22 protein-coding genes are annotated in these 26,301 nt (G+C 62.1%); 9 read left to right on the forward strand and 13 right to left on the reverse strand.

All coding sequences use genetic code 11. From position 1 onward, the window contains the following. Positions 1-71 precede the first annotated feature (71 nt). Complete coding sequence (locus tag PSEBG33_RS11635; protein WP_005788922.1) at positions 72-1,265, reverse strand: TPM domain-containing protein; 1,194 nt, start codon at positions 1,263-1,265, stop codon at positions 72-74. 132 nt (positions 1,266-1,397) lie between these two features. On the opposite strand from PSEBG33_RS11635, the gene PSEBG33_RS11630 reads away from it, so the two are divergent. Together PSEBG33_RS11630 and PSEBG33_RS11625 are read left to right on the forward strand one after the other, a co-directional pair. Continuing rightward, positions 1,398-2,213 (forward strand): alpha/beta fold hydrolase, encoded by an 816-nt coding sequence (locus PSEBG33_RS11630; protein WP_005788924.1) that lies wholly within the window; start codon positions 1,398-1,400, stop codon positions 2,211-2,213. Next, positions 2,203-3,339, forward strand: coding sequence for a PAS domain-containing sensor histidine kinase (locus tag PSEBG33_RS11625; protein WP_005788926.1), 1,137 nt, complete (start codon positions 2,203-2,205; stop codon positions 3,337-3,339). Before PSEBG33_RS11630 ends, PSEBG33_RS11625 begins: the two co-directional genes overlap by 11 nt. On the opposite strand, the gene dapF is transcribed toward PSEBG33_RS11625, so the two are convergent. Then, positions 3,336-4,139, reverse strand: a complete 804-nt coding sequence (gene dapF, locus PSEBG33_RS11620; RefSeq protein ID WP_005788928.1) for a diaminopimelate epimerase — start codon at positions 4,137-4,139, stop codon at positions 3,336-3,338. The genes PSEBG33_RS11625 and dapF overlap by 4 nt on opposite strands. Positions 4,140-4,297: 158 nt before the next feature. Here dapF and PSEBG33_RS11615 point away from each other — a divergent pair, with 158 nt between their 5' ends. Next, positions 4,298-4,804: an AAA family ATPase gene (locus PSEBG33_RS11615; protein ID WP_005788930.1), complete on the forward strand. Its 507-nt coding sequence runs from the start codon at positions 4,298-4,300 to the stop codon at positions 4,802-4,804. 48 nt (positions 4,805-4,852) lie between these two features. Here the strand turns inward: PSEBG33_RS11615 and PSEBG33_RS11610 are convergent, their stop codons facing one another. The 3 genes from PSEBG33_RS11610 to PSEBG33_RS11600 are packed head-to-tail and all read right to left on the reverse strand — an operon-like array spanning position 4,853 to position 7,115. Further along, on the reverse strand, positions 4,853-5,269 hold the full coding sequence (locus tag PSEBG33_RS11610; protein WP_005788932.1) for an SRPBCC family protein: 417 nt from the start codon (positions 5,267-5,269) through the stop codon (positions 4,853-4,855). A 26-nt stretch (positions 5,270-5,295) separates the two neighbouring features. Further along, on the reverse strand, positions 5,296-6,093 hold the full coding sequence (locus PSEBG33_RS11605) for an SDR family NAD(P)-dependent oxidoreductase (RefSeq protein ID WP_005788934.1): 798 nt from the start codon (positions 6,091-6,093) through the stop codon (positions 5,296-5,298). Between the two features lie 17 nt (positions 6,094-6,110). Continuing rightward, entirely contained in the window at positions 6,111-7,115 is a 1,005-nt protein-coding gene (locus PSEBG33_RS11600) for an aldo/keto reductase (RefSeq protein ID WP_005788936.1), read from the reverse strand. 107 nt (positions 7,116-7,222) lie between these two features. On the opposite strand from PSEBG33_RS11600, the gene PSEBG33_RS11595 reads away from it, so the two are divergent. Beyond that, positions 7,223-8,119, forward strand: a complete 897-nt coding sequence (locus tag PSEBG33_RS11595) for a LysR substrate-binding domain-containing protein (protein ID WP_005788938.1) — start codon at positions 7,223-7,225, stop codon at positions 8,117-8,119. 42 nt (positions 8,120-8,161) lie between these two features. Here PSEBG33_RS11595 and PSEBG33_RS11590 read toward each other — a convergent pair whose 3' ends face one another. From PSEBG33_RS11590 to PSEBG33_RS11580, 3 genes are read right to left on the reverse strand one after another with little or no spacing between them, the layout of a single operon-like run. Next, entirely contained in the window at positions 8,162-9,454 is a 1,293-nt protein-coding gene (locus tag PSEBG33_RS11590; protein ID WP_005788939.1) for an NAD(P)/FAD-dependent oxidoreductase, read from the reverse strand. Next, on the reverse strand, positions 9,451-10,551 hold the full coding sequence (locus PSEBG33_RS11585) for a polyamine ABC transporter substrate-binding protein (RefSeq protein ID WP_005788941.1): 1,101 nt from the start codon (positions 10,549-10,551) through the stop codon (positions 9,451-9,453). Before PSEBG33_RS11585 ends, PSEBG33_RS11590 begins: the two co-directional genes overlap by 4 nt. A 24-nt stretch (positions 10,552-10,575) precedes the next feature. Further along, positions 10,576-11,934, reverse strand: coding sequence for a glutamine synthetase family protein (locus PSEBG33_RS11580; RefSeq protein ID WP_005788943.1), 1,359 nt, complete (start codon positions 11,932-11,934; stop codon positions 10,576-10,578). A gap of 138 nt (positions 11,935-12,072) precedes the next feature. Between PSEBG33_RS11580 and PSEBG33_RS11575 the strand changes: the two genes are divergently transcribed. Both PSEBG33_RS11575 and PSEBG33_RS11570 read left to right on the forward strand, forming a co-directional pair. Further along, positions 12,073-12,969: a helix-turn-helix domain-containing protein gene (locus tag PSEBG33_RS11575; RefSeq protein WP_005788945.1), complete on the forward strand. Its 897-nt coding sequence runs from the start codon at positions 12,073-12,075 to the stop codon at positions 12,967-12,969. 550 nt (positions 12,970-13,519) lie between these two features. Then, positions 13,520-15,682, forward strand: coding sequence for a TonB-dependent siderophore receptor (locus PSEBG33_RS11570; RefSeq protein ID WP_005788947.1), 2,163 nt, complete (start codon positions 13,520-13,522; stop codon positions 15,680-15,682). On the opposite strand, the gene PSEBG33_RS11565 is transcribed toward PSEBG33_RS11570, so the two are convergent. Further along, entirely contained in the window at positions 15,672-16,802 is a 1,131-nt protein-coding gene (locus PSEBG33_RS11565) for an MFS transporter (protein ID WP_005788949.1), read from the reverse strand. The two genes, PSEBG33_RS11570 and PSEBG33_RS11565, sit on opposite strands and share 11 nt — an antisense overlap. A gap of 98 nt (positions 16,803-16,900) precedes the next feature. On the opposite strand from PSEBG33_RS11565, the gene PSEBG33_RS11560 reads away from it, so the two are divergent. Next, complete coding sequence (locus PSEBG33_RS11560) at positions 16,901-17,671, forward strand: AraC family transcriptional regulator (protein ID WP_005788951.1); 771 nt, start codon at positions 16,901-16,903, stop codon at positions 17,669-17,671. Between the two features lie 4 nt (positions 17,672-17,675). Here PSEBG33_RS11560 and PSEBG33_RS11555 read toward each other — a convergent pair whose 3' ends face one another. The 4 genes from PSEBG33_RS11555 to PSEBG33_RS11540 form a co-directional block, all read right to left on the reverse strand. Beyond that, complete coding sequence (locus PSEBG33_RS11555; protein WP_005788953.1) at positions 17,676-18,113, reverse strand: carboxymuconolactone decarboxylase family protein; 438 nt, start codon at positions 18,111-18,113, stop codon at positions 17,676-17,678. Positions 18,114-18,206: 93 nt separating this feature from the next. Further along, entirely contained in the window at positions 18,207-19,652 is a 1,446-nt protein-coding gene (locus PSEBG33_RS11550; RefSeq protein WP_005788956.1) for a mechanosensitive ion channel family protein, read from the reverse strand. A 198-nt stretch (positions 19,653-19,850) separates the two neighbouring features. Further along, positions 19,851-20,717: a pirin family protein gene (locus tag PSEBG33_RS11545; protein ID WP_005788958.1), complete on the reverse strand. Its 867-nt coding sequence runs from the start codon at positions 20,715-20,717 to the stop codon at positions 19,851-19,853. Positions 20,718-20,793: 76 nt separating this feature from the next. Continuing rightward, positions 20,794-21,999, reverse strand: a complete 1,206-nt coding sequence (locus tag PSEBG33_RS11540) for a multidrug effflux MFS transporter (RefSeq protein WP_005788961.1) — start codon at positions 21,997-21,999, stop codon at positions 20,794-20,796. A gap of 100 nt (positions 22,000-22,099) precedes the next feature. On the opposite strand from PSEBG33_RS11540, the gene PSEBG33_RS11535 reads away from it, so the two are divergent. Next, complete coding sequence (locus PSEBG33_RS11535) at positions 22,100-23,203, forward strand: efflux RND transporter periplasmic adaptor subunit (protein ID WP_005788963.1); 1,104 nt, start codon at positions 22,100-22,102, stop codon at positions 23,201-23,203. A 2-nt stretch (positions 23,204-23,205) separates the two neighbouring features. After that, positions 23,206-26,280: an efflux RND transporter permease subunit gene (locus PSEBG33_RS11530; RefSeq protein WP_005788966.1), complete on the forward strand. Its 3,075-nt coding sequence runs from the start codon at positions 23,206-23,208 to the stop codon at positions 26,278-26,280. Positions 26,281-26,301: the final 21 nt, after the last annotated feature.

Genomic DNA, 26,301 nt, shown 5'->3' on the forward strand with positions numbered 1-26,301 from the left:
TGCCCCCCATGGCATTGCCAAACACCCGCTTGCCATGGGGGGGGTCGAAAGTGTAGGTATCGGCTAACGCGTCACCAACTGCCGGAAGCCCCACCGCCACCACTGGAACCACCGCCACCGGAGGAACTGCCACTGGAGCTGGAACTGCTGGAACTCGAACTGGAGCCGCTACCCGATCCCGTCCCCTCGCCGACCTTGCCGAAGATGATCAGCGCGACAAACGATGCGATGGGAAACGCCAACAGCCAGCCGTCGCGGCCGCCGTCAATTACCCACCCTGCCACCACGTACACGACTACCGCCGCCAGCAGTCGCACACTAAAACCTGCACGGCTGGTGCGCCAGGTCTGCCTCATGATCAGCAGTAGCACCAGGTACAACCCCAGCACCACCAAAACGCCCAGTGGCCACAGCAGCCAATGGATGAAACTGACGTCCACATACTGGTTTGCCACCACCAACCCGAGGATATAAGCCAGCAGCCCGATTACGCAGTAAAACAGCGTACGCACCTGCCACAGCGCGCCGAATATCGCGCCGCCTATCAACAGCGTCAGCGGCATGACAAACAGGAACATCGGCCACTCCCGACCGCCCGCCAGCAGCGTCAGCAACAGCGTGGCCGCCACGGTGACGATCAACGCCCGGCGCCAATGCAGCTTGCCGGCAGCGATCGCCATGCCGCCCAAGCCGCCCAGGATAAACGCCACCAGCAACGCGATAAATTGAGGATTGATCCCGGCGCCCGCCAATGGCGGCAAGTCACCGCCGTCCACCAGTACGGTCAGGGCGTCCACGCCCTGTTGCACACCGCCGGCAAAATCACCCTGACGAAACGCCGGGGTGATCTGTTCTTCAATAATGCGATGAGCCAGCAGGTCGGTGACGATGCCTTCCAGGCCGTAGCCCACTTCAATGCGCACTGCGCGGTCAGCCTTGGCCACTACCAGCAGGATGCCATCGTTGACGTCCTTGCGCCCCAGCTGCCAGGCGCGAAACAGTTGGTTGGCATAGTCTTCGATAGCGGCGCCGCCCGTGGTCGGCACCAGCAACACCGCGACTTGCGCGCCTTTGCGCGCTTCAAGGTCGCCAAGCTGGCTTCTAAGGCGCTGGGTGGTGGTTGCGTCGAGGGTGTTGGTGAGGTCAATCACCCGCTGGTCGAGGGCGACCCCGATCGGTGAAGTGTCCGCCTGGGCTATGCTCAGCACGCCGAGGAGCACCAGGGCCAGCAAACCCGAGACCTTTTTACACCAATTCCCTATCATGTTTTGTTACCTGAGGTTTCTTCCTTAAGCTGCCGACTTTACCTTATCGACGTATAACGCGTGACCCCAGGTGCGCGACTATCTAAACTGCGGCCTTACCCCGCATAGCAAATTGCCAGCTACGAGAACGCCATGGACCTGCGCTACCGCAACAATGTGAATGTGATGGGCGACGGTCCTTCGACGCTGGTATTTTCCCACGGCTTTGGCTGCAATCAAGCGATGTGGAACCAGTTGGCGCCGCACTTTAGCCAGCGCTTTCGCGTGGTTCTCTACGACCTGGTCGGTGCGGGCCGGTCGGACCTCAGCGCGTTCGACAAAGCCAAATACCAGGCCCTGGACGGCTATGCCCGCGACCTCAACGAGATTATCGACGCCTACGCCCAAGGCCCGGTGATCTTGGTGGGCCACTCCGTCAGCGCGATGATCGGCACCCTCGCCGACCGTTTTGTCCCCGGGCGTATTGCGGCGCACGTGATGATCGGCCCATCGCCGCGCTATATCGACACTGACGATTATGTTGGCGGCTTCAAGCGCGAGGATATCGACGACCTGCTCGACACCCTCGACAGCAACTACCTGGGCTGGTCGAGCGCGATGGCCCCGGTGATCATGGGCGCGCCGGACCAACCGGCACTGGGTGAGGCGTTGACCGAGAGCTTTTGCCGCACCGAGCCGGACATTGCCAAGCAATTTGCCCGGGTGACCTTCCTTTCGGATAACCGCCAGGATGTAGAGGGCCTGCCCACTGCGGTGTTGATCCTGCAATCGACTGACGACCTGATCGCCCCCGTAGCCGTGGGTGAATACCTGCACCGCGTGCTGCCCAACAGCACTTATTGCCTGGTGGACAATGTCGGCCATTGCCCGCATATGAGTGCACCCCAGGCGTGCGCAGCGGCAATGGACCGGTTCCTGGCCCCCTGGGCGCCTGCCGATGCCTGCTGAGTCGCTATTCGACAGCGCCGCCTGCGCCCTGGCCGTGACCCAGGAGGACGGCACGATCCTGCACGTCAACCCGCGCCTGAGTGACTGGCTCGGGTTCAGCGCGGCCGAACTGCAGGGGCGCCGCTTCCAGGACCTGTTGACCATGGGCGGGCGGATTTTCTACCAGACCCACCTGGCACCAATGCTGCGCATGCACGGCAGCGTCACCGAAGTGAAGCTCGACATTCGCCACAGCGCCGGGCACAAAGTGACCGTATTGCTCAACGCCAACCAGCGCCGGCAGGCCGACGGCGTGGTGCATGACTTGGCGCTGTTCGGCACCACCGACCGCGACAAGTACGAGCGCGAGCTGCTCAATGCACGCAAGTTGGCCGAAGCGCTGCTCCAGGAAAAAACCGCCACCGAGGTCGCCCTGCAACAGGCCCAGGCCGAACTCAGCGCGGCCTATGCGGTTGCCCATCGCCGGGCGTTGTTTGCCGAACAGATGGTGGCGATTGTCAGTCATGACTTGAAAAACCCCCTTACCGCCATCCGCATGGCTTCGGACTTTCTGCAGCGCGGCGAGCGCACGGCCAAGGAGCGCCAACTGCTGGGGCATATCGGCCAGTCGGCCGAACGCGCCCATCGCATGATCGCCGACCTGCTGGACTTCACCCAGGCGCGGGTCGGCCAAGGCATCACCATCAAGGCGGTGCCGCTGGATCTGCACGGCGTTATTCAACAGGCGGTGGATGAATTGCGGGTGGCCTTTCCCAGAGCCACGCTGGTGCATCAGGCCGAAGGCAACGGCCAGGCGTGCCTGGATGCCGACCGAGTGCAGCAGATGATCGGCAACCTGGTTGCCAACAGCGTGGCCTATGGCGACCTGCTGCAACCGATCACCATCACCTCGCGCCTGGGCGACAACGCCTGTGCGGTCGCAGTGCACAACCATGGCCTGGCGATTCCCGAAACTCTGCTGGCCGGGTTGTTCGAGCCCATGACGCGTGGCACCGACCAGGGCAGCGATGTGCGCAGCGTCGGCCTGGGCCTGTATATCGTGCGCGAACTGGCCAAGGTGCATGGTGGCGATGTGGCGGTGACGTCCTGCGCCACGGCCGGTACTACGTTTACCGTGACGTTCTAGGCCAGGTATGCGGCGCCCTGCATGATCGGCTCGACACGGCCGGTCAAGATGACTCCGCCCTGCCCGTCCCACTGCACCGTGACCGTGCCGCCGTCGCATTCGACCTCCACGCTGTCATCGAGCAGCCCGCGCCGAATTCCATTGACCACCGCGCCGCAGCAGCACGAACCGGAGCCCAACGGCACCGCGCCGCCCCGCTCCCAGATGCGCAGGCGGATACGGCCACGGCTCAACACCTGCACAAAATGCACATTGGTCTTGGCCGGGAACAGCGGGTGGGCTTCAAGCGCCGGGCCCACCGCCGCGACATCGATGGCAGCGATGTCTTGCACAAAAAACGTGCAATGCGGATTGCCCATGCTGCAGGCCGCCGGGTTACCGTCCATCGGCAGCACGCGGGTGTCCATCGCCTCGGCCAGCGGCACCGCCGCCCAGTCCAGCGACGGCGCGCCCATGTCCACCGACACCCGCTGCCCGTCGACGCGTGTGCACGTCAGCAAACCGCGGTCGGTGCGTAATACGACGGTGTCGATGCCGGTCTCGTGCATCAGGCGGTCGGCCACCCCGCGAGTCGCGCTGCCGCAGGTTGGCAGGCGCGTGCCGTCGGGGTTCCAGAACTGGACATGTGCGGCGGCGTCTCCACAGTCGAGCATCACCGCCAACTGATTGAAACCGATACCCGAGCGGCGGTTGCCCAGGCGGGCGGCGACCTGTGCAGTGATGGGGTTGTCCTGGCCACGGCGGTCGATGATGATGAAGTCGTCGCCATGGGCGTGCATCTTCACGAATGGCAGGGTCATGGGGCGCAGGTCCTGTTGTCGAAGTGAAGCAGTTCTAATAACACTGTAGGAGCGAGCTTGCTCGCGAAAATAGTGAAGACCACACGTTTTACCTGGAAGTACGCGTTATCGTTGACGTTTTTCGCGAGCAAGCTCGCTCCTACCAAGGGTTGATGACCATGCTTTTTGTATTCAGCGGTCTGCCCGGCAGCGGCAAGACCACCGTTGCCAGGGAACTGGCGCGACAGACCGGCGCGGTTTACCTGCGTATTGATGTGATCGAACAGGCGCTGCGCGATGCCGCCGTATTGGCGGGGGATGTGGGCGCCAGCGGCTACAGCGTGGCCAATGCATTGGCGCTGAGCAATTTGCGCTTGGGGCATCGGGTCATCGCCGACTGCGTGAACCCGGTCAGGGACAGCCGCCAAGCCTGGCAAGCCGTGGCGACGGCAGCGCAGGTTGAACTGATCAATATCCAGGTGGTGTGTGCTGATCAGCACGAGCATCGGCGCCGTGTGGAAAGCCGCGTGGGCGATGTTCCCGGGCTGGCGCCGCCGACCTGGCAGTCGGTGCTGGTGCATGAGTATGAATGCTGGGATGAGCCGCCGTTCAGGCTCGATACGGCGCAGAGGACGCCCGCTGAGTCAGTTGCAGCGATCCTCGCCCATTTTCCCCACAACGCCTGATCCGTGGCGAGGGAGCTTGCTCCCTCGTCACAGGTAAAGCAGGGATTTTCAGTTGGGGAAGTTGCCGCGCAACGCCTCCAAGCCACCGCTGTAGACGCCGGCAAATAACTCCTCCACCGCCGCATCCGAGGTACCCGTTGCCGGAGTGAACACCCCGGACCAGGTGACTTTGGCCGACGACTCGGTCAGCGCTTCAACCTGCACGGTCGCCAGATACGCACTCACCGGAAACGGCGATTCTTCAATCGTGTAGCTATAAATGCGCGCCACGTTGTCAAAGGTCTGCAAACGCTCGACGATCTGGCCGCCGTCAGCGGTGGTCAGGTGACGCACACGGCCACCTTCGCTCGGCTCGCTCTTGGCGATAAAGGGCAGCCAGTCGGGCAGGCTGTTGAAGCCGCCAATCAGTTGCCAGACCTGGTCGGCGGATGCCGGGATTTCAATTACTGAAGACGCTGTTGCCACAATAAATACTCCAATCAGGGGAAAAATCAGATCGCCATGCTGTCGACAACGCCACCGTCTACGCGCAAAGCGGCACCGGTAGTGGCAGACGACAGCGGTGAAGCAATGTACGCCACCAGGTTCGCCACTTCATCCACATTGGCTGCACGCTGGATGATCGAGGTGGGCCGCGCATTACGCACAAACACATCGGCTTCTTCCCGCGCACTACGCCCGGACTGGGCCGTGGCGTCCTTGAGCATCTGTTCCAGGCCGTCGGTAAAGGTCGGCCCCGGCAAAATCGCATTCACCGTCACCCCGGTGCCTGCCAGGCGCTTGGCCAGGCCGTGGGAGACCGCCAGGTTGGCGCTTTTGGTCACGCCGTAGTTGATCATGTCGGCCGGCGTCGCCACCCCGGATTCCGACGACACAAAGATCACCCGCCCCCAGCCCTGCTCGACCATGCCCGGCACATAGTGCCGTGCCAGGCGCACGCCGCTAATCACATTGACCTCATAGAAGCGCGTCCATTCACTGTCCGGCGCGTCGAAGAAATCCACATCGTTGAAGATGCCGAGGTTGTTGACCAGGATATCGGCGCGAGGTTCGGCGGCGAACAGTATCTCGGCGCCCTCCAGGGTGCCAAGGTCGGCCACCAGCCCACGCAGGTCAGCGCCGGGCACCCCTTGGCGAATGCTGGCCAAAGCGTCGTCGACCTTGCCCGCGTCCCGCCCGATCACTACCACCGTTGCGCCGGATTGCGCCAGGGCCTGGCTGATGCCCAGGCCGATACCGGCGGTGCTGCCGCTGACGATGGCCACTTTGCCGCTCACATCAATTTTCATGGTTAGCTTCCTTAAGATTAGAGAGGCAGAGGCGCGCGGTCCGATATCAATCGGGCCTCGCGTAGCGCTTGCCAGAAGGCTGCTGGAATCTGTTCTGACAACGCCGCAACGTCTTCAGCAATGCGACCCGGACGACTGGCACCGGGAATCACCGCCGCCACGGCCGGGTGTGCCAGGGAAAACTGCAGCGCCGCGGCTTTCACACTCACGCCAAATGCCTGGGCAATCGCCTTGATCTGCTCGACCTTGCTGATGATCGCAGGCTTGGCGGGCTGGTATTCAAAGTGTGCGCCGCCGGCGAGGATGCCAGAGCTGTACGGGCCGCCGACCACAATTTCAACCTGCTGGGCCAGGGCGGCGTCCATCAGGCGTTGCAGTGCGCGCTCGTGGTCCAGCAGCGTATAGCGGCCGGCGAGGAGGAACCCGTCGGGCTGCGCCTCAGTCAGGTCCAAGGTCAGTTCACACGGCTCGACGCGATTGACGCCCAGGCCCCAGGCCTTTATCACACCCTCCTCGCGCAAGCGGGTCAGCACTTTGAAGGCGCCGGTGCGGGCCTGGTTGAAGTAGTCCAGCCACTGGTCGCCGTAAAAATCCTGGGCGATATCGTGAATCCACACGATGTCGAGGCGATCGGTTTGCAGGCGCTTGAGGCTGTCGTCAATGGAGCGCAGGGTGGCATCGGCGCTGTAGTCATTGAGGATTTTATTCGGGCGGCCGTGTTCGAACACACCGCTTTTTTCGCCAAGGTCGCGGGCGCCGGTTTCGACTTCATCCAGAATCACCCGGCCGACCTTGGTGCTGAGCACGTAGTCATCACGGTTGTAGTTGGACAGGGCCTGGCCCAAGCGGATTTCCGACAGGCCCGAGCCGTAGAACGGCGCGGTGTCGAAGTAACGGACGCCGTGGTTCCAGGCGGCTTCGACGGTGGCCTGGGCTTCGTCTTCAGGGATGGCGCGGAACATATTCCCCAAGGGTGCGGTGCCAAAGCCCAGTACGCCGGGGAGTTTGTCTTTCAAGCTCATGGTGAGATCCTCAATCGGTTGGTTGTGACCGTTGAGCAGATGCTAGATTGCGTTAGTCAGACCGTCCAAGACATACTGCGACCAACTTGAGTCCTTGCAGGTCTTACATGATCGATCTACGCCAACTGCGCTACTTCGAAGTGGTCGCCGAAGAGGAACACGTCGGCCGCGCCGCCGAGCGCTTGCACATCTCCCAATCGCCCCTGAGCCGGCAGATCGCCCAGCTGGAGGAACGCCTGGGCCTGACCCTGTTCGAACGCAGCCAGCAGCGCATCCGCCTGACCCGCGACGGCCAGACCTTCCTGGCTGAAACCAAGGCGCTGCTGACCCATGCCAACCGTCTGGAATCGCTGGGCAAGCGCCTGGGCCGTGGGGAAGAAGGCGGCCTGTGCATCGGCTATATCGAAAATGCCATGCACGCAGGCCTTCTACCCAACGCCCTGCGCATACTGCGCGACGATCGGCCCACCGTGCACATCAAGCTGTATAACCTGCCCTCCCTCGAACAGTTGGAGGGCCTGCGCCAACGCAGTCTGGACATCGCCCTGGTAAGCGAGCCCCCCGCCGACGACGATCCAGATCTGAGCGCCTTGCAGGTGCTCGACGACCCGATGCTGCTGGCCCTGCCCGAACAACATCCGCTGGCCCGGCAACGCGAACTGCTGCCCGAACACCTGGCCGACCAACAATGGATCGGCGTGCAGCGCAAAGCCGGCGCCAACCCCGCCGATGATTTCGTCGCCGCCTGCATTCGTGCCGGTTTCACCCCACAGATTCCCATGGAAGCCGGCGAACCCTTTACCGCACTGGGCCTGGTGGCGTCAGGGCTCGGGGTAGCGATGGTGCAGAAGGGCCTGAACCGCAACGCCCCGCCCGGCGTGGTGTTGCGCGAGTTGCCGTGGCTGACCTACACCACACCGCTGTGGGCGGCCTGGCACCGCGTCAATTTGCGCCCGCTGGTGGAGACGTTTCGCAAGGTGCTGACTGAACCTGAGGCCAGTTAACAAGGCGCCACAGTACAGCGATTGCCTGCGCCCTTTGTGTGATCAAAGCACCTCGCGCAACCGATACCACAACATCCCCAACGCCAGCAGCGGCGAGCGTAGCGCCTTGCCGCCCAGGAAGGTCATGTGCGGCACCTGGCTGAAAATATCCAGGCCGCGACTTGCACCCGCGTGAATCGCTTCGGCCAACAGCCGTGCGCACCAGTGGGTCACGTTGAGGCCATGGCCAGAATAGCCCTGGGCATAGAACACATTGGGGTATTGCTTGAGCCGTCCGACCTGGGGAAAGCGGTTGGCGGTGATGCCAATCTTGCCGCCCCACTGGAACTCGATGGCGGTGTCGGCCAGTTGCGGGAACACCTTGAGCATTTTCGGGCGCATGTAGGCGGCGATGTCCTGGGGATCGCGCCCCGAGTAATGGCAGGCACCGCCAAACAGCAGGCGCCGGTCGGCGGACAGCCGGTAGTAATCCAGCCCGACTTTCTGGTCGCACAGCGCCAGATTCTGCGGAATCAATTGCTCGGCCACCGTTTTCGGCAACGGCTCGGTGGCGATGATGTAGCTGCCCGCCGGCAGCACCTTGCCGCCCAGGCGAGGCTCCAGGTCTTCAAGGTGCGCATTGCACGCCAGCACCAGATGGGCGGCACGCACACTGCCGCCGGCGCAACGCACCTGCACAGTGTGGCCATGGATCAGTTCCAGCACCTGGGTCTGTTCAAAGATCCGCACCCCGAGGGCCTCGGCCACCTGCGCCTCGCCGAGCACCAGGTTGAGCGGGTGCAGATGCCCCGAGCCCATGTCGACCAGGCCACCGGCGTACACCGTCGAGCCCACCACCTGGGCCATGTCCTGCGCGCCCACCAACCGGGTTTCAGGGGCATAGCCCATGGCCGCCAACTGCGCCTGTTCATTCTTGAACGCGGCGAATTGCGCCGGGGTATTGGCCAGTTCACAAAAACCCCAGCGCAAGTCGCAATCGATACCATGCTCGCCGATGCGCTCGCCCACCAACGCCACCGAGTCGATACCGGCTCGCGCCAGATAGCGCACGCCCTCCTCGCCCACGTATTTGGCAAACCCCGAGACATCATGACCGATACCCCGAATCAACTGCCCACCGTTGCGCCCGCTGGCACCCCAGCCAATGCGGCGGGCCTCCAGCACAATCACCGTGAGCCCGCGCTGGGCCAGTTCGATGGCCGTGTTGACCCCGGTGAACCCGCCGCCGATCACACACACATCAACGCTCAGATCAGCGTCGAGTGCAGGCCGCTGCGCCATGGTGTTGGCTGTCGCGCGGTAATAGGACTGCGCATGTTCGCTGGACTGAATCATCGGTTGGACTTCACTTTGCTCCAGGCGCGGGTCATCACGCGCATGGTCGCCGGCGTAGGCGTGGTGGAAATGTAGAGTTTGTCGAGGACGTCCTGGGGCGGGTAAACCTCAGGGTTGTTGACCAGTTCCGGGGCCATGAACGGCTTGGCCGCCGGGTTGGCGTTGGCGTAGCCCACCGAGGCGCTGACCTTGGCGATCACTTCGGGTTCGAGCAGGTAGTTGATGAACGCGTGGGCCTCTTTGGGGTTGGTGGCGTCGGCAGGAATGGCCAGCAGGTCGAACCACAGGTTGGAGCCTTCCCTGGGAATCGAGTACGCAATGTTCACCCCGTTTTTGGCTTCCTTGGCGCGGTTGGCGGCCTGGAACACATCGCCGGAATAACCGAAGGCCACGCAGATATTGCCGTTTGCCAGGTCCGAGATGTACTTGGAGGAATGGAAATAAGTGATGTACGGCCGCAGCGTCAGCAGCTTGGCTTCGGCCTGCTTGTAGTCCTCGGCGTTCTCACTGCGAGGGTCCTTGCCCATGTAGTTGAGGATCGCCGGGAACAGCTCATCCGGCGAATCAAGGAAGGCCACACCGCATTCGTGAAGCTTCTTGAGGTTGTCCGGCTCGAACAGCACCGCCCATGAATCAATGCGCTCGATACCCAGCACCTGCTTGACCTTGTCGACGTTGTAACCGATGCCATTGGTGCCCCACAGGTACGGCACCGAGTGCGCGTTACCCGGGTCGTTCTGCTCCAGCAGCTTGAGCAACCGGGGATCGAGGTTCTTGAAGTTGGGCAGTTGCGCACGGTCCAGCGTGAGGAACGCGCCGGCCTTCACTTGCCGCGCCAGGAAGTGGTTGGACGGCACCACCACGTCATAGCCGGTGCGCCCGGCGAGCAACTTGCCCTCCAGGGTTTCGTTGGAGTCGAACACGTCATAGACCACCTTGATCCCGGTCTTGGCCTGGAAATCCGCCAAGGTGGTTTCACCGATGTAGTCGGTCCAGTTGTAGACGCTCACCGTCGACGCTGCCTGGGCGCTAGCGCTGATTGCCGCCGGCAGTACAAGTGCAAGTGCCAACGGCAGAAACTTGTTCACAAGACGCATATCGTCACCCTTTTTATCGTTGTTTTAGACGCTCAACAGCAGGAATTCACGTTCCCAGGAACTGATCACCCGCTTGAAATTCTCATGCTCGGCGCGCTTGACCGCGACGTAGCCGCGCACGAATTTTTCGCCCAGGTACTGCTTGACCGTGTCGCAGTCTTCCATGCGTGCCAGGGCATCCTCGAGGGTGAACGGCAGGCGCAGGTTGCGGCGCTCATAGGCACGGCCTTCGACCGGCGCACTGGGCTCGATCTGCTCGATCATGCCCAGGTAGCCACACAACAAGCTGGCGGCGATCGCCAGGTAGGGATTGGCATCGGCACCCGGCAAGCGGTTTTCCACGCGCATCGCCTCGGGGCTGGAAGTCGGCACGCGCAGGCCGACGGTGCGGTTTTCTTCACCCCATTCGACGTTGACCGGCGCCGAGGTGTCCGGCAAAAAGCGCCTGAACGAGTTCACGTTGGGTGCAAACATCGGCAACAGCTTGGGGATGTACTTCTGCAGGCCGCCGATGTGATGCAGGAATAACGGGCTCATGTTGCCGTCGGCATCGACGAACACCGGTTTGCCGGTGGCAATCTCCACCACGCTCTGGTGCAGGTGCATGGCGCTGCCGGGTTCGTCGGCCACCGGCTTGGCCATGAACGTGGCGGCCACGTTGTGCTTGAGCGCGGCCTCGCGCAGGGTGCGCTTGAACACAGTGATCTGATCGGCCAGGTCCAGGGCGTCGCCGTGACGGAAGTTGATCTCCATCTGCGCCGGGCCGTCTTCGTGGATCAGTGTGTCGAGGTCCAGGCCCTGGGCTTCGCACCAGTCGTAGACGTCTTCGAACAGCGGGTCGAATTCGTTGGCGGCATCGATGGAAAACGACTGGCGCCCGGTTTCGGCACGCCCCGAACGACCGATGGGGGTTTTCAACGGCAGGTCCGGGTCTTCGCAGCGCTGGGTCAGGTAGAACTCCATTTCCGGCGCGACAATCGGCTGCCAGCCCTGGTCGGTGTACAGCTGCAGGACTTTTTTCAGCACATTGCGCGGCGACAGTTCAATCGGGTTGCCCTGTTTGTCGAAGGTGTCGTGGATCACGATGGCGGTGGGCTCGATGGCCCAGGGCACCACGTAGGTGGCGTTGGCCACCGGGCGGCAGATCATGTCGATATCGGCCGGGTCCAGCAGGTCGTAGTAGATGTCGTCGTCGACAAAGTCCCCGGTTACCGTTTGCAGCAGCACACTTTCCGGCAGGCGCATGCCTCGCTCATGCAGGAACTTGTTGGTGGGTGCAATCTTGCCGCGTGCGATGCCAGTCAAGTCACTGATCACGCATTCGACTTCGGTAATCTTGTGTTCTTTCAGCCAGGTGGAGAGCTGATCGAAGGGGGCGTTCATAAGGACCTCGTCTTGGGTGGGATGCGGCGCCGGCTTGTACAGTCGACACATTGAGGTCTATCTTGGGCCGGCCTTGAAACGGCATCTATCCACTTTGCACGCAGTACAACGCACCAATAGAGTGCGCACGGATCCCCCATGACACAGGCAACCGCTTTGCGCGTACAGGCCTTCGCTACCGGCGATGTGACCGCCCAATGCAGTGCGACACCCGGTTGGGTGCAGCATTACCAGCAAATGTCCCCCGGGCACTTTGCCGGGCGCGTGCGCTACCTCGACCTGCAAGGCGTGCAGGTGTACGAAGAATGTATGAACACCCGCGTGGAACAGCACTTCAACGCGCCGCCAGGTGCCCTGGCGTTCTGCTTCGATGGCAGCGACAACGCGCTGTACCTGCTTAACGGCGAAAGCCGCAATACCTGGATCACCCCGCAGAACTACCGCGAAGTAGCGGTGGTGTTCGGCCCGCAGTTCGTGCAGCGCCATGGGCTGGACATGGCCAGACTGGAAGGGTTGTTCATGGCGCCACTGGCCTGTCAGCAAAACGCGCTGTTCACTCGCTGGCTCAGCGGAACCCTTACGCGCCTGTCGGCACTGACCGACCCCATCAGCCGTGATGCCCTGACCCAGCAGTTGCTCGACGATTGCCTGTTTATCCTCGACAACGCCTGCGTGTGCCTGGACGGCAGCTCCTTGCAAAAACGCAATGAAGAACGCCGGTTGATGGCACGTATCGGTGAATGGGCGGCGGATGCACCGGATGAAACTGCCAACCTGTTGGAACTGGCGCAGATTGCGGGTGTGCCGTTGCGCCAATTGCAGCAAGGGTTCAAGACTTACACCGGGATGAGCCCGGCGCAGTGGTTGCGGTTGCGTCGGTTGAACGGGGCGCGGCGGGAGCTATTGAGTGGCGCGGATACCACCGTGGCCGAGGTGGCGATGAATTGGTCGTTCTGGCATCTGGGGCGGTTTTCCAATAGCTATCGACAGCTGTTCAAAGAGCTTCCCAGCGAAACTCTGAGGCGCTTTGGTTGAAACGCTATCCCCTGTGGGAGCTGGCTTGCCTGCGATAGCAACCTGTCAGTCGCTGATTGACTGCCTGAACCCCCGCTATTGCAGCTTAGGTATCTACACAACTTTGGGGCGACGCTGGACCTTTGGCGAGGGAGCTTGCTCCCGTGACGGCCTGCCAGCCGACACAGTTATACCGAGTACATATCCATTCCTGCGGTAACGGCCACTTAGGGTTCCGCCCTGACGGCGGCTCACTTTGCAAAAGCGGCAAAGTAAGCAAAACGCTCTTGCCCCACCACTCGGCACCTCGCCTAGGCTCGGTGTGCCCGTAATCCGACAGGGATTTGGGGGGCGCCTGAGATCAAAAGCAGATCAAGATCAAGAGCGGCTCGCTTCGCATCGTGGTTTCGATCGGCAGCTACAAAGTGGTGTAGATACCTATGGCTATCGCAGGCAAGCCAGCTCTCACATTTGATACGTGGTGTGGCAGAGCCCCTGCTGCATAACTTGTAAAATCCCGCCGTTATGCCTAGCTTATGCGCCCCCCCGCCCTGCGTTTAAGGCCCTGCCCATGGTTCTGCGTTTTCGACCCGTCGTCACTTCACGTTTTGCCCTTGGCCTGCTGCTCAGTGGCGGCATCGGCAGCAGCCTGGCCGCCGAGATCCAATTGCCGGCGGTGAAGGTCCAGGGCCTGGATGAGTCCGGTTACCGCAATGAAACCGCTTCGGTGGGCGGTTTTGACGAAGCACCATTGCTCGACACTCCGGCCTCGATCACGGTGATCAACGCAGCCTTGATCAAGGACCAGCAGGCACGCTTGCTCAGTGAAGTACTGCGCAACGATGCCTCGGTGGGCGACAGTTACGCGCCCATCGGCTATTACGAAAACTTCGTGGTGCGCGGCTTCTCGCTGAATGCGGCCAGCAGCTACAAGATCAATGGGCGCACCATCACCGGCGAGCAGAACGTCGCTCTGGAAAACAAGCAGCAGGTGGAAGTGCTCAAGGGCCTGGCCGGTTTGCAGAGCGGCATTTCCGAGCCCAGTGGCGTGATCAACTACGTGACCAAGCGGCCGGAAGATGTGCGTTCGGTAACAGTGTCTACCGATGATCGCGGCAGCGGTTATATCGCCACCGATGTCGGCGGCTGGTTTGGCAGCGAGCAGCAGTTCGGCCTGCGTGCCAACGTCGCCCATGAAGACCTCAATTCCTATGTGGAACACGCCAATGGCCAGCGTGATTTCGTATCCCTGGCCTTTGACTGGAACATCAGCCCCGACGCCGTGCTGCAACTGGATGCCGAGTACCAGAACAAGCAACAACGTTCGGTACCGGGGTATCAACTGTTGGGCGGTACGCAGGTGCCCCATGACGCCTCGCCGAAAAAGCTGCTGGGGCACCAGACCGGCGGCAAGCAGGTGGGGATTGATTCGCTGAACCTCAACGGCAAGTTCGAGTACCGTTTCAGCGACCAGTGGAAAGGTAATATCAGTGCGGCGCACAGCAAGGTGGTGATTGACGATTACAGCTCGTTTGCGTGGGGCTGCTACGGGTCGGCCAGTTGCAGTTCAACAAGCGTACCGAACTACTTCAGCCCCGAAGGCAATTACGACGTCTACGATTACCGCAGCCCTGACGACACTCGCCGCGACGATGAAATCCAGGCGGCCATGACCGGCCTGTTCGACACCGGCAGCATAGGCCACGAACTGACGTTTGGCACCAGCGCCTTTCGCCGGGTGATCGACAAACGCAAGTCGGTCAACGAATTTATCGGCACCGCCAATATCGACGAACGAGTTCCGAGTTTTCCCCCTACCGACAAACCGCTGAACGACAGCCACCGCAACCTCGACAGCCGCCAATACGGCCTGTTCGTCACTGACCGCATTCGATTCAACGAGCAATGGCAAACCATCCTCGGTGGCCGTGAAGTACGCCTGGATGAAAAAGCCTTTGACGGCGTCACCGGCAACCAGACACGCCACACCCAACAATACGTGTTCCTGCCCCAGGCCTCGCTGATCTACAAACCAGTGGACAACGTTTCGCTGTACACCAGCTACAGCAAGGGCCTGTCACTGGGCGGCACGGCGCCGTGGTTCGCAAAAAACCAGGATGAAACACTCGCCCCCACCGTCTCGCGCCAGATCGAAGCCGGGGTTAAATACGACTGGCGCCGCATCAGTTTTGCCGCCGCCGTGTTCCAGACGCGCCAGGCTTACCAATACGCCAAGCCCGAAGGTGACGGTTTCACCTACCTGCAGCAAGGCGAGCAGAAGAACACCGGCCTGGAACTGTCCGCCAACGGCTGGGCCACCGACCGCCTGCAAATCGCAACCAGCGTGGCAGCGATTCGAGCGCGGGTCAGCGGCAGCGGCACGCCGGACTATGAAGGCCACCAGGCGATCAACGTACCCAAGCTGCGCGCCAGCCTGTACGCCGACTATGCCTTGCCGTGGGTCAATGGCCTGGCGGTACTGGGCGGCGTGCAATACAGCGCCAAGAAATACGCCAATCGCACCGGTAATGTACAGGTAGGCGATTACGCGGTGGTCAATGTCGGCAGCCGTTACACCACCAAGGTCGATGGGTACGAGACGGTGTTTCGCCTGAGCGTCGACAACCTGTTCGACAAGCGCTACTGGCGCGACGCAGGCGAGTACATGGGCGATGACTACCTGTTCCAGGGCGCACCGCTGACGGCGCGCTTGAGTGCATCGGTCAACTTCTGAAGACCCGCGGCGTTGCCAGCCACAACGCCGCCAAACTGCATACCAACAGGCTCCAGCCAAGGTCCTGGGTCCATGCCACCAGGGTCAGCCCGCCACCAATCACCAGGTAATACAGCAAGCCAAACAAGGCGGCGGCAGTGCCGAGGCGATCGCGGTAGTCGACTAACGCGCCGCCGAGCACGTTGGGTATCGCCATGCCGAATGCCAGCACCACCAGCAACATCGGCCATACCAATAACCAGCTGTGTTGCAGGGCCAGTACCAGCAGGCTCCCCACCACCGCCACTGCAGCAGCGACAAACACCAACTGATCGCTGTCCATACCACGCTTGAGCAAGGCTTTGTTCAACCACGCTCCCAGGCCGGACCCCAACGCCAGCAACACGCCGCTGTAGCCGAACTCGGCAGTGGAGCGCCCCAGTTGCGCGAAGATAAACGGGCCCACGCTGTAATAGCTGAACAGCGCAATATTGAAGGCTGCCACCAATCCGACCGAGCGCCAGATTCCGGCATCCTTGAGCATCAATCCGAGTGTCTGGCCAAGGGCGGCCGTGGGCAACGATGCCGGGCGTGTTTCCGGCAGGGCCCACAGGCACCAGGCCCACAACCCCAGCGCGAGCAGCAGCAACGTGCCAAGCACGCCGCGATAGCCAAAGCACTCCACCAGGCTTGCACCGCTGAATAACCCGATGGCGGGGCTGGCCGCCAGCGCAATGCCCATCAGCGAAAACACCTGGGCCAGTCCAGCACCGTGGAACCGGTCACGCAACACAGTCTGGGTGACCACCGACCCCACCGCCGCACCGAAAGCAGCACACGCCTGGGCCAGCAACAAACCGCTGAATGTGGTCACATTCAAGGCCAGCGCCGAGGCGCCTGCATAAACCCCAAGCCCGATCAGCATCACGGGCCGTCGCCCCCAACGATCGCTCAAGCGCCCCCATACCACTACACCAAAAGCGAAGGCCAGGAAGTACACCGACAGTGTCTGCCCCGCCCGCTCAGGCTCGACCGCGAACACCCGGCCGATATCGCCCAGGGCCGGGCTGTACAGGGTCTGGGCCAATTGCGGGAACATCAGCAAGGCCATCGTCAGCATCAGCAAATTTCCAGACTTCATCACCAGGTCCATCCATAAAAACAATGGACGAATTCTAGGGCGCGCCAACTGGGGTATTATCCAGACTTCGACATTTTATCCATGAAATCGGACAACCCATGGCTTGGCTCGAAGCGACTGCGTCTTTCAATCCCGACGCGTTTGCCGCTCCCGTGATCGGCATCGCTGCGGTGCTGGGCAATCACGACTCCGGCATGCATCGCCACCAGCGCGGGCAGTTGCTGTTCACCCAGCAAGGTTGCACGCGCATCACGCTGGACACCCAGCTGTGTCTGCTGCCGCCCACCCGCGCTGCCTGGATACCTTGCGGCCTGCCTCATCGCGCGGTGATGCAGCACGCAGTCGATTACCGGTCTGTATACGTGAGCGCGGCCCTGGCCGGGCAGTTACCCGCGCAGGTGCGCGTGATCCAAGTGAGTACCTTGCTGCGGGCCGTACTGGAACCGATGGCTATGGCACCCTTCGAGACCGATTGGCACACCGGCCGCTATGCCCACTTGCTTGGCCTGTGCCTGGACGAAATCCGCCATGCGGTCGAGCAGCCCCTGCTCCTGCCGTTGCCGCAAGACAAGCGCCTGGCACCCTTGCTGGCCCAACTCGACCGCTTGCCACCGACATTGCAGGAACTGGAGCAGCACATTGGCGCCAGCACCAAGACCATTGGCCGGATTTTCCTCAAGGAAACCGGCCTGGGGTATCAGAAGTGGCGCCAACAGTGGCGACTGATGCGGGTGATCGAACTGCTCGCCACCGGGCGCAGCCTGGGCTACTGCGCCTTTGAACTGGGCTTTGCCAGCGACAGTGCGTTGATCGCCTTTTTCAAAGGCATGACCGGCAGCACCCCGCGTGGTTATTTCAAAGCCAACTGATGCCTTACTTGGGCATCTTGCGAAACCCCACCGCCAGGCGATTCCAGCTGTTGATGGTGGCGATGGCCACGCTCAGGTCGACTTGTTCCTGTGGGCTGAATTCGGCGGCCAGGGCGTTGAAGTCTTCATCCGGGGCGTGGGTGTGGCTGAGCAGGGTCAGGCTTTCGGCCCAGGCCAGGGCGGCGCGTTCACGTGGGGTGAAAAATGGCGTTTCGCGCCAGGCCGACAGGGTGTACAGGCGCCGCTCGGTCTCGCCGCCTTTGCGCGCATCGGCGGTGTGCATGTCGAGGCAGAACGCGCAGCCGTTGATTTGCGAGACGCGCAGGCGCACCAGTTCCAGCAGTGGCAATTCGATGGAGAGTTTGCCCACCGCCGCTTCCAGGGCGAGCATGGCTTTCATCGCGTCGGGGGAGGCGGTGTAGAAATCGGTACGGGTTTGCATGATGAGACTCCAGAACGTTGGGACAGGTGCGCAGAGTAATCAGCGCAGCGTTCTGGAGAAATAGCCAATCCGGGCGAAGAACAGGTGACCAATCTACAGGCCACGGCTCCTCAACCACTGGATGAAGCCCTTCTTGACCGGCACCACGGGTACGTCTTCGGTCAGGGCCTGGGCGGCATGGCGACGGAAATCCAGCAGCGCTTTCATGGCTTCGCCGATATCATGCCGGGCGTCCAGGCACGGCTTGAGGTATTCATTTTCGATGCGGTACAGCGTGCAGTAGGTCTTGGCCGAAAAATCCGCCAGTGCCGCCTGGTCGGAAAGGATGCCGGACTCACCGATCACCTCCCCCGGCCCCATGCGCCCGGCCTCGAACTTGTGCCCGTCCTTGATCAACAGCACCGAAACCACGCCAGACTCGATGATGAACAGGTGATCGCTGACCTCCCCTGCCGCCAGGATCATCTCACCAGCGCGGTAGGTGTGCAGGGTCATGTTCTGGCTGAAGGTGTCTTTTTCTTCCTGACGCAAGGTGGAGAAGATCGACGAGCGCTCAAGCAGAGCGCGGGCGCCGGACACGGATGGCGGGGTGCTGCCTTCGGTGGAGGACAACAGCCCCACACCTGCCGCCTGCAAATGCCGATAGGCTAGGTCGTAAAGCTGGTTGCGTGTTTCACGCTTGAGGCCCATGGCCGGCACAAACCCACTGATTTCATATTCCACGCCGCCGCTGGTGGAGGCCTTGAACGCCACGCTTGGGGCGGGCTTGGCCAGCAGTGGCCGGCAACCCTGCATCGCACGCTCCAGGGCCTCGATCACGGTTTGCGGGCGCGCATGGGGGCTGACTTGCAGGCTGACCGCCAGGCCGAACATGTCTGCCGGGCGCGAAAAGTTGATGATCTTGGCTTTGGCCGCCAGGGAATTGGGGATCACCGCCAGGCTGCCCTGGGACGTTTGCAGGCGCGTGGCGCGCCAGTCGATGTCGGTGACGCGGCCTTCAGTACCGTCGATGGAGATCCAGTCATCGATCTGGTAAGGCTTGGTGGTATTGAGGACGATCCCGGAAAACACATCGCTCAAGGTGCTTTGCAGCGCCAGGCCGACGATGATCGCCACGGCGCCGGAGGTGGCCAGCACGCCCTTGACCGGCAGGTCGAGCACATAGGCCATGGCGGCGATGATCGCGATCAGGAAAATCACCGCGCCCAGCAGGTCCTGCAATAAACGTCCGGTATGGCCGACCCGCTGCATCATCACTGCGCCGAGCAACACCGTAAGGGTGCGCGCCGCGAACAGCCACCAACCGATCTGCAACGCCGTGGCGGCGAGGTGCAAGGTAGTGTCGTCGGCATAGGGCGCCGCTTGCATGGGGTTCATGCCGTCGTTGAACAACACGGCACTGAATACCGCAAAGATCACCAGCCGCGCCGCCAGTTTCCAATTGGCCAGGCTGGGGGAAATAAGGCGCCACACGGCAATGTCGATAAGGATCAACGCCAGGGCGCACAACATCGGGTGATCAGCGATAAATGAGGGCATCCAGGCGACTCCAGGGCGAATGCCGAGAAGATCGCATGAAATGAAGAAGACGGGTATAGCACGAAGCAAAATGTGGGAGGGGCGGTGCGACGATTCGACTTGCTCCCGATAGCGGTGGGTCAGTCAAAAAAATCAAACTGACAGACCGCTATCGGGAGCAAGCCCCCTCCCACAGGGTTATTTAAACCTACCCAGGATTCAGGCGTGCATCTGCCCGAACTTGCCCGACTGGAAGTCGGCGAACGCCTGGTGAATCTCCTGCTCGGTGTTCATCACGAACGGACCGTGGCCGACGATGGGCTCGTCGATGGGTTCGCCGCTGAGCAGCAGCACCTTGGCGTCGTCATTGGACTCCAGGGTGATCTGATCACCGTCACGCTCGAACAACGCCAGTTGCCCTTGGCGCGCGACTTCTTTGCCGTTGACCAGCACAGTGCCGCTGAGGATCACCAAGGCCGTGTTGCGCCCGGCGTGCAGGTCCAGCGTGACCGCTTTACCGGCGTTGAGGCGCAAGTCCCACACGTCAATCGGCGTAAAGGTGCGGGCCGGGCCCTGAGTACCGGCGAATTCACCGGCGATCAGGCGCAATTGCCCCGCGTCGTCAGCCAATGGCAGCACCGGGATATCGCCATCCACGATGGTCTGGTAACCGGCATCCGCCATTTTGTCCTTGGCCGGCAGGTTGACCCACAGTTGCACCATTTCCAGCGCCCCGCCCCTACGGGCGAAAGCCTGGGAGTGAAATTCCTCGTGGAGAATGCCCTTGGCTGCAGTCATCCATTGCACATCGCCCGGGCCGATTTTGCCGCCGGCACCGGTGGAATCGCGGTGCTCGACTTCGCCGTCGTAGACGATGGTCACGGTTTCAAAACCGCGATGCGGGTGTTGGCCGACGCCGCGACGCTGTTCAGTCGGGGTGAATTCAGCCGGGCCTGCGTGATCCAGCAACAGGAATGGGCTGATGTGCTTGCCCATGGTGTCGTAGGAAAACAGCGTGCGTACCGGGAAACCATCGCCGACCCAGTGGGCGCGGGGGCTGGTGTAGATACCAATTAGCTTTTTCATGATGTACCTCCAAAGTGAGTACACCATAAATCGCCTCACCCTTGAGCACTAGCCGGCAAAACTGGCCCTGATCGTTCTATATATAGGACAGTGTTTTAATCTGACGTTGGCGCAGCAGCTGAAAGGCAACCAGCGCCGACAATGCAAACCCGGCCTGGATAATGATCATCGGCGTGGCACTACCATCGCGCAACTGGCTCAGCAGCAACCCGCTGCATGTGGCGCCGAACATCTGCGCAAAACCCATCAACCCGGCGGCCAAACCCGCACGGTGCGCATTGGGCATCACAGCCCCGGTAACGGAACCGGGCAGCACCAGGCCGCCGCCAAGCGTAACCAGGGCGATGGGAATATCCAGTCCCACTACCGAGAGCCCGAACAACCCGTAGATCGCCAGGGCTGCAACCCCGCCAACCGCCACCATCGTCACACCCATCGCCACAATGCGCTGCGGCCCCAGGCGTTGAATGTTACGGCGGGTATAGGTGGAGCCGACGATCAGCATCGACACGATCAGCCCGAAGTTGAGACCGTACTCCAGGCTGCTGAAACCCAGCAGATTCATAAACACCGCCGATGAACCGGCGATCACCGCAAACATCGCGCCGTAGGTACACGCCAGAGCCACCGCGTAAGCACGATACTGGCGACCCTTGAGCAAATCCAGATACTGCCCGCCGAGGGTGCGCCAGTGGGCGGCCCCAGGGTCGAGGTGATGGTTGCTCTCGCGAAAGAACAGCAGCGCCAGCAGTAACACCAGGCTGCCGATCACCAGCGCGAGGGCGATGGGTGCCTGCCAGCCGAGCATTTTGATCAGCAAGCCCCCGGCTATGGGCGCAACGACGATGGCATACAACATGCCGATCATGGTCAGTGCCAGCGCCGGGCCCGCCTCGGCTTTCCACACATCGCGCACGGCGGTGCGCGCCAGTACCAACGCGGCGCACGCGCCAAGGCCTTGCAGCACGCGGGCGGCGATAAATTGCTGGATGTCGGTGACCAGCAGCATCGACAGCGTCGCCACAACGTACAGTGCCAGGCCTGCGATCAAGACCGGCCGCCGGCCGATGCGGTCCGACAGCGGCCCGAACAGCAGCTGCCCCAGGCCAAACGCAGCAACGAACGCCGACAGCGCCATCAGTGCCGAGCCTTGCGGCGCCAGCAGCGCCCGCTCGATGGCACCCAGACCCGGGATGATCAGTTGTGTCGAGACTTCCCCCAATGCAGTGAGGGCAACCAGCAAGAACAACAGGCTGCGTGACGGTGCCGGGGCGTTTGTCATGGGGAATATCCGGGGGCTGGATTAATTTATATTTCGACCATAATATGAGTGAAAAATTATGTCCATAATTTTTTGCCCTATGGTCACCCTGGAGTTCGCCATGCCCCCTCTCCCCCTGCGTCTTCTCACGCCCCTGGTCCTGTTGATGTTCCTCAATGGCTGCAACAGCAAGGCCGATACCGCCCAGGTGCCAGTGCCGCGCCCGGTACTCGCCGCCAAAGTCGAAGCAGCCGGCACCCAGCAAAGCGCCTATACCGGTGTAGTGGCCGCGCGCACGGAAAGCGACCTGGGCTTTCGGGTCAGCGGCAAGGTGATCGAGCGCAAAGTCGACCCCGGCCAGCACGTCTCCCGTGGCGACACCCTGTTGGTGCTGGACATCGGCGACTTCGAACTGGCGCTGCGCTCGGCAAAAAACCGCGTCAACGCCGCCCAGGCCCAACTGCGCCAGCGCCGTGATGACGAAAACCGTTACCAGCGCCTGGCCAGTACCGGCGCGGTGTCGCGGCAGATCTTCGATCAGTCGGCCACTAACCTGCGCGTCGCCCAGGCCGAACTGGCCGCGGCGCAATCGGATGCCAGCCAGATCGAAAACCGCCGCACTTATTCAGTACTCAAGGCCGATGGCGACGGCATCATCACCGACGTGCTGGCCGATCGCGGCCAGGTGGTAGCCGAAGGGCAAATCGTGGCGCGCCTGGCCCATGACGGCGCCCGCGAAGCCATCGTCAACCTGCCGGAGAACCAGCGTGACCTGGCTGCGCAAAAAGCCCTGGCGTTTCCCTTTGGCGCAGCGGACCAGGCGGTGACCGCCACCCTGCGCGAACTGTCCGCCAGCGCCGACCCCGTCACCCGCACCTATCGCGCACGTTATGTGCTGCATGGCCCGGTCGAACGTTTCGCCCTCGGTTCCACCATCACCGTGCGCCTGCAAGGCAACGGCCAGCCCCTGCAAACCCGCGTGCCCATTGGCGCCTTGCAGGATGCGGGGCAAGGCACGGGCGTATGGGTGATTGGCGACGATTTCAAGCTCAGCTTCGCCCCGGTGAAGGTCGCCAGCCTCGGCCAGGAGGACGCCTTGCTCGACAGCGGCGTAACACCCGGCCAAACCATCGTCGCCCTCGGCGCTCACCTGTTGCACAGCGGCGATACGGTGCGCTTGCTGCCCGCCCAGGCGCTGGCCCTCAACCGTAAGCAGGATCAATAAGTATGCGCGGGATCAACCTCTCCGAACTGGCCGTCAAACACCGCGCAGTCACCCTGTTTTTGCTGATTGCGATCCTCGTCGCCGGGGTCTTCGCGTTCGGCAAGCTGGGCCGCGCCGAAGACCCCTCGTTCACCGTCAAGGTCATGACCGTCACCGCCGCCTGGCCCGGCGCCACCGCCCAGGAGATGCAGGAGCAAGTGGCCGACCGCCTGGAAAAACGCCTGCAGGAACTGGACTACTACGACCGCGTCGAGACCATCGCCCAGCCGGGTTTCGTGTCGATGCGCATGACCTTCCTCGAATCCACACGCCCGAGCGAGATCCAGGCGCTGTTCTACCAGACACGCAAAAAGCTCAGCGACGAAGCCGCGCAACTGCCCAAAGGCGTGATCGGGCCGTTTTTCAACGATGAATATTCCGATGTGTATTTCGCCTTGTATGCCCTGGAGGCAGACCACCTGCCCCACCGCCAACAAGTACAAATGGCCGAGGAACTGCGCCAGGGCTTGCTCAACCTGCCGGGGGTAAAGAAGGTCAATATCCTTGGCGAGCAGGCCCAGCGCGTGTTTGTGGAGTTTTCCTATGAGCGCCTGGCAACTCTGGGCATCAAGCCCGAACAAATCTTCGCCGCCCTCGCCGCGCAAAACGCCGTGGCGCCCGCAGGCTTCGTCGAAACCGCCGGCGCCCGTGCCTACATCCGCATCGACGGCGCCTTCGACAGCCTCGCGCTGATCGAAAACGTACCGCTGCAAGTCAATGGCCGCGTGCTGCGCATCGCCGATGTCGCCACCGTGAGCCGTGGATATGAAGACCCGCCCAGCTACCGCATCCGTCACCAGGGCGACCCCGCGCTGATGCTGGGCGTGATCATGGAAAAACACTGGAACGGCCTGGAACTGGACAAGAGCCTGCTGGCCCAGGAAGCCAGGATCCAGGCCGACCTGCCCTTGGGCGTGAACTTCGCCAAAGTCTCCGACCAGGCGAAAAACATCAGCCTGGCGGTCAACGAGTTCATGCTCAAGTTCTTCGTCGCCCTGGCCGTGGTGATGCTGATCAGCCTGCTGGCCCTGGGCTTTCGCGTGGGGCTGGTGGTGGCGGCAGCCGTGCCGCTGACGCTCTCGATCGTGTTCGTGATCATGCTGGTCACCGGCCGTGAATTCGACCGCGTGACCCTCGGCGCACTGATCATCTCCCTGGGCCTGTTGGTGGACGACGCGATCATTGCCATCGAGATGATGGTGGTCAAACTCGAAGAAGGCTTTGATCGGATCCACGCGGCCACCTACGCCTGGAGTTCCACGGCGGCGCCAATGCTGACCGGGACCCTGGTCACCATCATCGGTTTTCTCCCGGTAGGGTTTGCGCGCTCCGGGGCGGGCGAATACGCCGGGAATATTTTCTGGATCGTAGGTTTCGCGCTGATTTCATCCTGGCTGGTGGCCGTGGTGTTTACGCCTTATCTGGGCGTGAAGTTGTTGCCGCACATCAAGCCAGTCCCCGGCGGGCATGATGCGATTTATGCCGGGCGCTACTACCAGAAACTGCGCAGCCTGGTGGAGGCCTGCGTGCGCCGGCGCTGGCTGGTAACCGGGCTGGTGGTGGCCGCGTTCGTGCTGTGCGGCCTGGGTATGGCGGTGGTGAAGAAACAGTTCTTCCCCGACTCCGACCGCTCGGAGCTGATTCTTGAAGTGTATATGCCACCCGGCAGCGCATTTAAAAGCACCGAAGCGGTGGCAGCGCAGGTGGAGAAAGCCCTGTTGCAAGAGCCGCAGACCAGCATGGTGGACACCTATGTGGGCGGCGGTGCACCACGGTTTTTCCTGTCGTTGAACCCTGAAATGCCCGACCCGGCGTTCGCCAAGCTGATCGTGCAAACCCCCGACTCCCACGCCCGTGACGCGCTGAAACTGCGTATGCGCGAGCGCATTGCGGCAGGCGAATTTCCATCGGCGCGGGTTCGGGTCACACAGCTCGTCTTCGGCCCGCCGGTGCCGTTCCCGGTGGTGTTTCGCGTCTCCGGGCCAGACCTGAATGTGCTGCGCGGGCTGTCTGAAGACGTGCGCCAGGTCGTGGCCGGCAACAAGCTGACCAGAGACACCTTCCTCGAATGGGGCGAGCGTGCCAGCGCTTATCGCCTGGTGCTGGACCAGGATCGCCTGCGCTTGCTGGGTTTTACCCCCGACGAGGTCAAGTCCCAGCTGAACGCCCTGCTCAGCGGCAACCCGATCACCGAAGTCCGCGAAGGCAACCGCACCGTCTCAGTGGTGGCCCGCGCCCAGGGCAGCCAACGCGAAGACCTTGCCAACCTCAATAACATGACGCTGACCAACAGCGCCGGTACGTCGGTGCCGCTGGGCCAGGTCGGGCATTTCAAGGCGGTGATGGAAGAACCTATCCTCAAGCGCCGTGACCGCGCCACCACCGTGGAAGTGCGCGCCGACATCATCGACGGCGTGCAACCGCCCGATGTGGAAATGGCCGTGTACAAAGACCTGCAACCGCTGATCGCCAAGCTGCCCAGTGGTTACAAAATCGACATCGGCGGCCCGGTAGAGGAAAGCGCCAAGGCCAACGTGGCCCTGGCGGCGCTGTTCCCGATCATGATCCTGCTGACCCTCACGGTGATCATGTTCCAGGTGCGCTCGTTCGGCGTGATGTTCATGGTGTTCGCTACCGCGCCTCTGGGCCTGATCGGTGCAGTGCCGACCTTGTTGCTGTTCAACCAGCCATTCGGTTTCAACGCGATTCTCGGGCTGATCGGCATCGGCGGCATCCTGATGCGCAACACACTGATCTTTACCGACCAGATCCGCCAGAACCAGGATCACGGCATGGCGATTCGCGAGGCCATCATCGAAGCCACAGTGCGCCGTGCGCGCCCGGTAATCCTCACCGCACTGGCAGCGGCGCTGGCGTTTATTCCGCTGACGCTGTCAGTGTTCTGGTCGTCGCTGGCCTATGTGCTGATTGGCGGCGTGTTGGTGGGCACGGTGTTGACGCTGTTGTTCCTGCCGGCGCTGTGCAGCCTGGTGCTGCGCGACAAGGTTGCTGAAACTTCCCACGCAAGCGCCGGATAAGCTCTACTCCCCCGCCCTGAA

Origin of the sequence: Pseudomonas synxantha BG33R (assembly GCF_000263715.2) — a bacterium.
Lineage (GTDB): Bacteria > Pseudomonadota > Gammaproteobacteria > Pseudomonadales > Pseudomonadaceae > Aquipseudomonas > Aquipseudomonas synxantha_A.